Source organism: Polaromonas sp., assembly GCF_029945895.1.
Taxonomy (GTDB): Bacteria; Pseudomonadota; Gammaproteobacteria; order Burkholderiales; family Burkholderiaceae_C; genus Polaromonas.
Map to the genome: position 1 here is coordinate 1 of NZ_JAQSDL010000108.1, position 8,437 is coordinate 8,437.

At 62.8% G+C, this 8,437-nt stretch carries 8 protein-coding genes; 2 read left to right on the forward strand and 6 right to left on the reverse strand.

The genetic code is table 11. From position 1 onward, the window contains the following. The 3 genes from PSV33_RS16975 to PSV33_RS16985 all read right to left on the reverse strand — a co-directional run. The coding region (locus tag PSV33_RS16975; protein WP_300563490.1) for a tripartite tricarboxylate transporter substrate-binding protein at window positions 1-806 on the reverse strand (806 nt) is incomplete at its 3' end. A gap of 53 nt (window positions 807-859) precedes the next feature. Further along, the gene (locus PSV33_RS16980) at window positions 860-1,162 is read right to left on the reverse strand and encodes a hypothetical protein (RefSeq protein ID WP_300563492.1); all 303 of its coding nucleotides are present in this window, start codon (window positions 1,160-1,162) and stop codon (window positions 860-862) included. Window positions 1,163-1,165: 3 nt separating this feature from the next. Next, on the reverse strand, window positions 1,166-2,503 hold the full coding sequence (locus PSV33_RS16985) for an acyclic terpene utilization AtuA family protein (protein ID WP_300563494.1): 1,338 nt from the start codon (window positions 2,501-2,503) through the stop codon (window positions 1,166-1,168). A gap of 143 nt (window positions 2,504-2,646) precedes the next feature. Between PSV33_RS16985 and PSV33_RS16990 the strand changes: the two genes are divergently transcribed. Then, window positions 2,647-3,597 carry a LysR family transcriptional regulator gene (locus PSV33_RS16990; protein WP_300563496.1) on the forward strand — a complete coding sequence of 317 codons (951 nt, stop codon included), beginning with the start codon at window positions 2,647-2,649 and terminating at the stop codon, window positions 3,595-3,597. A 394-nt stretch (window positions 3,598-3,991) separates the two neighbouring features. Here PSV33_RS16990 and PSV33_RS16995 read toward each other — a convergent pair whose 3' ends face one another. Continuing rightward, entirely contained in the window at window positions 3,992-4,774 is a 783-nt protein-coding gene (locus PSV33_RS16995) for a heme-binding protein (protein ID WP_300563498.1), read from the reverse strand. Between the two features lie 551 nt (window positions 4,775-5,325). On the opposite strand from PSV33_RS16995, the gene PSV33_RS17000 reads away from it, so the two are divergent. Further along, window positions 5,326-6,483, forward strand: a complete 1,158-nt coding sequence (locus tag PSV33_RS17000) for an alkane 1-monooxygenase (protein ID WP_300563500.1) — start codon at window positions 5,326-5,328, stop codon at window positions 6,481-6,483. Window positions 6,484-6,597: 114 nt separating this feature from the next. Here the strand turns inward: PSV33_RS17000 and PSV33_RS17005 are convergent, their stop codons facing one another. Together PSV33_RS17005 and PSV33_RS17010 are read right to left on the reverse strand one after the other, a co-directional pair. Further along, window positions 6,598-7,680: an XdhC family protein gene (locus PSV33_RS17005; RefSeq protein ID WP_300563502.1), complete on the reverse strand. Its 1,083-nt coding sequence runs from the start codon at window positions 7,678-7,680 to the stop codon at window positions 6,598-6,600. Between the two features lie 32 nt (window positions 7,681-7,712). After that, on the reverse strand, window positions 7,713-8,291 hold the full coding sequence (locus PSV33_RS17010) for a carbon monoxide dehydrogenase subunit G (protein WP_300563505.1): 579 nt from the start codon (window positions 8,289-8,291) through the stop codon (window positions 7,713-7,715). Window positions 8,292-8,437 lie beyond the last annotated feature (146 nt).

Below are 8,437 nucleotides of genomic sequence, written 5' to 3' on the forward strand. Positions count from 1 at the left end.
TTGATGGCCTGGTTCAGTTTGGCAATGATGTCGGGCGGTGTGCCGGCCGGTGCAAACATGGCGAAGTAGGCAATCAGCTCATAGTCCTTCAGGCCCAGGGCCTCGTTGACCGTTGGCAGGTCCGGCACGGCGGGTGAACGTTTGCTGGAAGTCACCGCCAGGCCGCGGACCTTGCCGCCCTTGACCTGCGGCAGCATGACGGCAAAGTCGGCGGTGAACATCATCACCTGGCCGCCGATGAGGTCGGTCATGGCTGCCGGGCCGCTTTTGTAGGGCACGTTGGTCATCTGGATGCCGGCCATGCCGGCCATCATTTCCGACGACACCAGTTGCGAGGTGCTGGCGCTGGCAAAGGTGACCTGACCCGGTTTGGCCTTGGCGATGTCCACGAATTCACGCAGGTTTTTGGCCGGTACGTCATTGTTGACGGCCACGATCAACGGCACCGACCCCATGTAGCCCAACGGGGCAAAGGCCGTGTCCTGGTCGTAGGGGAGCTTTTTCATCAGGCTCTTGAGCGCTGCGTTGGTGCTGTTGGTTCCGATCAGGATGGTGTAGCCATCGGGTGCCGCCTTGGCCACAGCGTCGGCGCCCAGCATGCCGTTGACGCCGGCCTTGTTCTCGACCACGATGATCTGCCCCAGCGTTTCCGACATCTTGGCGGCGAAAGCGCGCCCGATCTGATCGGTGGCGCTGCCCGCGGCAAAGGGCACGATGGCCTTGATGGGCTTGTTCGGATACGCCTGGCCGAACGCGGCCAGAGAGAAACTGGCCGCAGCCAGGAAAAGAATCGACTTGCACTTCATGTGGATGTCTCCTGTTGAAAAATTGTTGAATGACGTTCAGTAAACCGTTTAGCTTATTCGATAGCCATGCCGAGAATGGCGGAGCTCAGGCACTTGCCATGCGCGTCCAGCGCCAGGGACCGGGTCACGCCTCCACCCAGCGCGTCGTGCAGCACGAAATTCAAAGCGCCCAGATGCGGCACCACATAACGCTCGACCTGCCCCTTGACGGTGTCTGCGTAATACGCTCGCACCCGTTCTGCGGTGACGGCGCGCTCGATCGCCGGAAAGTCCTTGAGGTCGTAGGCGATCACGGAAATGATGGACCGGTTTCCCTTGTCGCCGGTACGGGTGTGGGCAATGTCGCGCAGCAGCATTGTTTAGAGCTCCATCATGGTGATTGACGTCAGAACCAGATCGCGCGGCACCAGGGTGGACGCCGCGGCGATCACCTCGCGGACCGACTTGGTGACACCGCCGCCGCCGGCCGGCCCGTTGAGGTACATGGCCTCGACTTCGTTGGCCACCCGCTCCGCCTCTTTCAGGGTAGCCACCCGCATGGCCACACGCGCCCGGACTTCATAAGGCGTATGGCCCGCGGACAGGGTTTCGCCATGCATGGCGTTGACCCCGATGAGTTCATAACGGCTGTCGAGCGCGTGGATGTCCGAAGCCTCCAGGCGTTGCTTCAGCACGTCGAGCGCCAGCCGGCCCCGCGCCTCGGCGCCCAGGCCGGCGTAGGAAATCTGCCCTTCGCCGATGAAGCCGTCGCGGTAACCCACGGTCACCTTCAGGGTCGGCGGACGCTGGTGGCCCTGGGCGCCTTCGATCAACACGCGGTCGGGTCCCACCTGGGTCAGCGTGACACCGGAAAAGTCCGCCACCACATCGGGCTGCAGGTAGCTGGCGGGGTTTTCGACTTCATACAAGAGCTGGGCTGTGCAAGTGGCAGTGGTGACACAGCCGCCCGAACCGGCCACCTTGGTGATGATGGCGCTGCCGTCGGCCGACACTTCCGCCAGCGGAAAACCCAGGTGGGCCAGGTCGGGCACATCGCGGTAACCGGGGTCGGCAAAATAGCCACCGGTGACCTGCGCTGCACATTCCAGAAGGTGGCCCACCACCGTGCCCTGGCCCATCTTCTGCCAGTCCGACATGGGCCAGTCGAAGGCATGGATGAGCGGCGCAAGAAACAGGGCCGGGTCGGCGACACGACCGGTGATCACCACGTCCGCGCCCAGACGAAGCGCCCGCACCAGGGCCTCGGCGCCGAGATAGGCATTGGCCGACAACACGGCGCTGCCCAGCGACTGCAGCGGTGCGCCGCTTTCCAGCAAGGTCAGTTCCTGATCAAGCAGGCCGGGCAACACGTCGTCGCCCTGCACCACCGCCACCTTCAGGCGGTCCAGCCCGAGCTCGCGCGCAATGCGTATGACCTCCTGTCCGGCCGCCTGGGGGTTGGCCGCGCCCATGTTGGTGATGATCTTCACCCCCCTGCCGGCGCAGGCCAGCAGCACAGCCTCCATGCGGTCCCGCAGCAAGGGGTCAAACCCCAGCCGCGCGTCCTTGCTGCGCTCAAGCTGGGCCAGGGCGATGGTGCGCTCGGCCAGGCACTCGAACACGAGGTAGTCGAGGTCCCCCTTTTCCGCCAGCTCCACGGCGGGGGGAATGCGGTCCCCCGAGTAGCCGGCGCCGGCACCGATGCGGATGGTTTTCATGAAGGGGCCTTCACGGGGCACGCGATGTTGGAGCAGGGTGTGATCATTCCAGAAGGACTATGGCGCAAGCCGCCTCGCCTGTGAATTCGAAATTCTGGATGGGACTCAAAGGAAATCCGAATCAATCGGTATCATCCGCACGGATGAACCTGTCTACACGTCAACTGCGTGCTTTCCTGGCACTGGCTGACCTGCGCAGCTTCACCCGCGCCGCCGAGCAGATGCATTTGTCCCAGCCCGCCTTCAGCTCCCTGATCCGTTCGCTGGAAGACACGCTGGCCGCCAGGCTGTTTGACCGGGACACCCGCAAGGTCGACCTGACCGCAGCCGGCCGGCGTTTTGAACGCGCCGCACGCGAGGTGGTGTCGCACTTCGACGAAGTGATGGGCAGCGTCTGCCGCGACCTCAGCCTGGTGGACCGCGTGGCCGTGGCCGGCATCCCCTCGCTGTGCGCCCGCTTCCTGCCGGTGGTGGTAGCCGACTACCGGCGAAAACACCCGGCCATCGACATCGAGGTGGTCGATGCACTGCCCCAGCCCTGTGTGGACCTGGTGCGGGAAGGCAAGGTGGATCTGGCCCTGTCCACCATCGACGCGAAAGACGCCGACATTCACAAGGAGCTGCTGTGCCTGGACCGCTTTTACGTCGTCTGCAGAAAGGACCACGTACTCGCCGGCAAGGCGGCCGTCACGATTGAAGAGCTGGTGCAGTTTCCGTTCATCCACTTCACGACGACCACCCGCCTGCGCCACCAGATCGACGCAGCCTTGCGGCCGCACAAACCCAACACGGTGATGGAAGTCGAACGGCTGGAGGCGGTGCGAGGCCTGGTGGAAAGCGGGGTCGGCATCAGCCTGGTGCCCAGCCTGACGCTGTCGCACTTCAACAGTAGCCAGCTCGCCATCAAGCCGCTGGCCGCACCCGGCATCGTGCGCGAAGTCTTCTTGCTGAGGGCGCAAGGACGTGTGCCCTCCGCCGCTGCCGACGCCCTGGCTGAACCCATCAGACGGCAGATGCGGTCGCTGCTGCAGCCTGGCAGCCTTGAACTCGACCATGAAAAGCTGGCCGCTCTCGTGCCGGACCTGAATGAATAGACCCCTCCGACCTCAGCAGCGGCATCGAAGCCACCCCGCCTCTGCCTGTTTCTTGGGCAAGCCGTGCAGAACCAGCACTGGCGCGGCATTCGAGAGTTGTTCAAGCCCTTATCCACAAGCTAAGCAACAGGGCGTGGGGGTAACTCTGCCGTGCGCCAGCTATTTCACAGCAACTCCATCCTGTACCGGCCGGCGGGCTGGCCAACCCGGAGTGCTCCTTTTTTAATAGCAGCTCGCGCTTTCTGCGTAAGGGCAACAGGCATGTTTATTCATAAATTCGCTGGATTGTCAGCTCGAGGTGCCTGGGCGAAGTGAAAAAACCGCTCTGAGACAACTTGTGGCACAGCGATCAACAGCCACTTCAGAAAACCCCCGAGGGAGCCTGCCAAGCCAGCTACTCGGTCTCCAGCATGATTTCGTTGCGACGGAACATGGGCAATGTCCAGGGCGGGTTGTAGCGTGCCAGCTGAGGGCTGCCAGTGGTCCTGATTTTTTGCGTAGCCAGCCATGCCACCAGCTCATCGGTGCGCTGCTGGATTCCGGCTTCGGTGTTGAAGCCTGAATAGCTCAGCACGGCCCAGGTTTTGGCGGGCACTTCACGCAGTTGTACGGCCGGATTGCTGGGCTTGGGCAGGGTGTTCAGTGTGTAGGCGCTGGGCATCACAAAATGTACCCGCCAGCGCTTGGCACCCCGCATGGCTTGTGGCCCCTGACTGACCTGCCCCGATTCCGGCAAGGGCTCCAAGGCGACAGGCGCTGTCATGGCGATTTTTTGCGCCGCCGGCTTGACGGGCTCCAACGTCACAGGTGCAGTCATCGCAATTTTCTCCGGGCCTTGGGCGGGTGTCGAACCCGCGGACATGTTGTTTCCGAATATGTAGTCTGCAATGGTCCGAAAACCTTTTCCCGAAGCCGCATCCATGTCGCCATCGACAAAGGTTTCTGCCACGATGAAGGCCGGGTAGCGGCGCAACTCGATGTGGTCATGCCTGGACAACAGTTCAAATTTGGGTTCTTCAGTGGCCATAGCCGGCAATCCAGACAGCCCAAAGGCCAGAAAGATGGTGAATTGAATGAGGTGTTTCAAAAGGGCAGGTTCAGCATCTTCTGCTTTTGGTGACTCGTCAACAGCGGTCTTTTGTCCAGCGGCTCGGGGTGTCTGGTTGGGCCGGCACATCTGTTCGCCATCCCATTGCTGGCCGCACCAGCAATGTCCATGCGTGTCAATCAGGCAGGTGCCCGTGCCGCAGCAGCGTGTGTCTTCCATGATGTTCTTACTTTGTTGTCAGGTGATGAGGGAAATAGTACCTTTCAGCGCTGTTTTTTCGCTGGTGAGGACCGGCAAGATGGCTGGCTGTAGGGTTTTGCGGAGCGGCTCCCCTTGGTCATGGGCATCTGCGTGCGGCAGACACACCCCATCCATCATGGTCGCCAGAGCCACCACAACACGACCAGGCGCGTGAACCACTGGTTCTGGCCAGGCAGCGGGCGCGGGGTGAATGACACCGCCCACGGCGGCACACTGGTGTACCTGCGGTATTCCCGTGATTTGCTTGATTTGCCTGCCTGTTTGCGAGTTAATGACGATTCATCGGCTTGGTTGGCAGAGTTCGGGTTTTTGCTTGTTTCGATACCCGACTCCGGTCAACGCAGAAGAAGAGCAAGGAGAACAAACAGGCCCCCTTCTTTTGCGCAGCGAGATCCTGCCGTGGCTTCTGGAGATTTTCGATGAGCATGCCGTCGGTACAGCCTGCCAAAAATTGGAGCGACAAGCGCTGGCTCTGGCTTGTCAGTCCGGCCGTCCCCGTGGCGTTCACCGGATCATTGGCCGCGTTTGCCTGGAGCGGGCAATGGTGGTGCCTTCTGTTTGCACCCGCCTTCGTCCATCTGCTCATGCCCTTGCTCGATGTGGTGTTTGGTGAAGACTTCAGCAACCCGCCCGAGTCCGCAGTTGCACAACTCGAGCAGGATTTTTACTACCGCGCACTGGTCTGGGCCTATGTGCCGTTCCAGATTGCCGGGACGGTGTTTGGCGCATGGCTGGCGGCGACGCAGGCCCTGCCGTGGTACGCCTTTGCCGGATTGGTGCTGTCCGTGGGCTCCTTCAACGGCATCGGCATTGCTACCGCGCATGAACTGGGGCACAAAAAGGAAGCGTTGGACCGCTGGCTGGCAAAGATCGCGCTGGCACCCACCCTGTATGGGCACTTCTATGTGGAACACAACCGCGGCCACCACAAACGGGTGGCCACCCCGGAAGACCCGGCCAGTTCACGCATGGGCGAAAGCTTCTGGGCCTTCCTGCCGCGCACGGTGCTGGGCAGTCTGCGGTCTGCCTGGAACATTGAGCGCGAACGCCTGAACCGGCAGGGCCAAAGCGTGTGGAGTATCGACAACGACAACCTTCAGGCCTGGGCGTCAAGTCTTGTCCTTTACGGCTGTCTGGTGGGGTGGTTGGGCTGGCCGGTGCTGCTTTTTCTGGTGCTGCAAGGCATTTACGGCGCGTCCATGCTGGAGGTCGTGAACTATGTTGAGCACTACGGGCTGCTGCGCGAAAAAGACAGATCCAACCGCTATGTGCGCTGCCAACCGGCGCACTCCTGGAACAGCAACCACATTGTCGGCAACGTCCTGCTGTATCACTTGCAGCGGCACTCGGACCACCACGCCCACCCCGCACGGCGGTACCAGGCGCTCAGGCATTTTGATGCGGCACCCCAATTGCCCGCAGGTTATGCCACGATGATCACGGCGGCCTACTTTCCACCCCTGTGGTTTGCCTTGATGGACCATCGTGTGGTGGCGCACTACGCGGGCGATCTGAGCAAAATCAACATGCAGCCGTCGGCGCGGCAGAAGATTCTCCAGCGCTGGCACACAGCGTAAACCGCACCGCAGGACCCCGCCACGTGAATTCCGGCATGACGGACCCGGCAGGTGCAGGCTGGCCCCCGTGATGGGTGCCACCCGGATTACAGCCACCCAAAGAGCCTGATTCCCTCAGGAGCTGTGCACCACCCCGCACACCAGATCGCCCGGATCATTGGCCAGCACCGCACGCTCATTCTTGGCCTGCGCCACTTCCATGTCGCGCGGCAGGACCACGCCGTTTTTCACGGCCAGCACCTCGGCCATCACGCTGACGGCGATTTCGGATGGCGTCTTGCTGCCGATGTAGATGCCAATGGGGCCACGCAGGCGCGCCAGCGCGGCTTCGTTGAGGCCGAAGTGTTCGGCCATGCGATGGTGGCGTGCCTCGTTGTTGCGCCGCGAGCCGATGGCGCCGACGTAAAACGCGTCGGTGGCCAGTGCTTCGAGCAGCGCCAGGTCGTCAAGCTTGGGGTCGTGGGTGAGCGCGATCACGCAGCTGCGCCGGTCCGGCTTGAAGGCAATCACCACGTCGTCCGGCATCTCGCTGAGCACTTTGGCGCCGGCGACCGACCACGCGCTGCGGTATTCCTCGCGCGGATCACACACGGTGACGGCAAAGCCGCTGAACAGGGCCATGGTCGCGAGGTATTCGGTCAACTGGCCCGCGCCTATGAGCAGCATGCGGTACTCGGGCCCGAAGGTGTTGACCAGTTCAACCGAAGAGACACTGAGCTCGGCTGGGGCCCTGGCCGTGGCAAGGGTGACCGCGCCGTCGCTCAGGCGCACCGTGCGCTGCATCAGCTGGCCAGCCTCCAGCGCCTGCACCAGCTGCGCCAGCGCGGCGGCGTCGGGGTCGTATTCCAGCAGCAGCTCCAGCGTGCCGCCGCAGGGCAGGCCGAAGCGGTGGGCTTCGTCGGCGGTGATGCCGTATTTGACAAAGGTCGGCGGCCCCGAGGGAATGCTGTTGCCGCCGCCCTGCGCAGACGCCGATGCCGACGCATAGGCCTGGGTGTGGCGGTAGATCAGGTCGTCCTCAATGCAGCCGCCGGAGACCGAGCCGACCACCGCGCCGTCTTCACACAGCGCCATGATGGAGCCGACCGGACGCGGTGACGAGCCCCAGGTGCGCACCACGGTAGCCAGCAAGGCGCGCTTGCCCGCTGTGCGCCAGTCGCGCAGGGTTCGCAGAACCATCACATCGAGGTTTTCCATGGTTTTCCTTTCACGTCTGCGGCAGGCGCCGCTTAACGCGCCAGCCAGACCGCGCCGGCAATCAGCACCGCAGCCCCCACGATCCATACCCAGACCGGGATGGCCGCACCGGCGGCGGGCTCCGTGCTGACATCGCCCATGACCATTTTGGCCGCATAACTTTCGGGGTGCTGGCGCTGCATTTCCTCGTCAAAACGCTTGAAAAAATCTTCAGCCATGGACTTGGCGGCGCCGTCGATCAGGCGCTGCCCGAGCTGGGCCACCTTGCCGCCGACCGAGGCGTGCACGGTGTAGGAGAGTTCACACCCGTCGGCATGGGGCGCCAGCGTGACTGCGGCGCTGCCCTTGCCAAAACCAGCCACGCCGCCCTGCCCGTCAAACGACAGCTTGTAGCTGGACGGCGGGTTGATGTCGGTGAGCGTGATCTTGCCGGTGAACTTGGCCGAGACCGGGCCGATCTTCAGCGCCATGGCAATGGCGTACTGGTTCTCGCCGGTGGGCTCCACCTTGTCGCAGCCCGGAATGCAGGCCTTGAGCACGGCGGGGTCGTTCAGCGCGTCCCAGGCCTGTTGTTGTGTCACCGCCAACTGGCGGCTTCCTTGCATGTCCATGTGTTCTCCCTTTTCGGTGTCAGTGTGAGTTGCCAGTGTGTGATTTCGGCTTATTTCTTCATCAGAGTCGCCAGGCTGGCTGCCAGTTCCTCGAGCTTGGCCAGATTGTGAACCGCCAGCATGCCGTGCGCATGGGCATGCAGCAC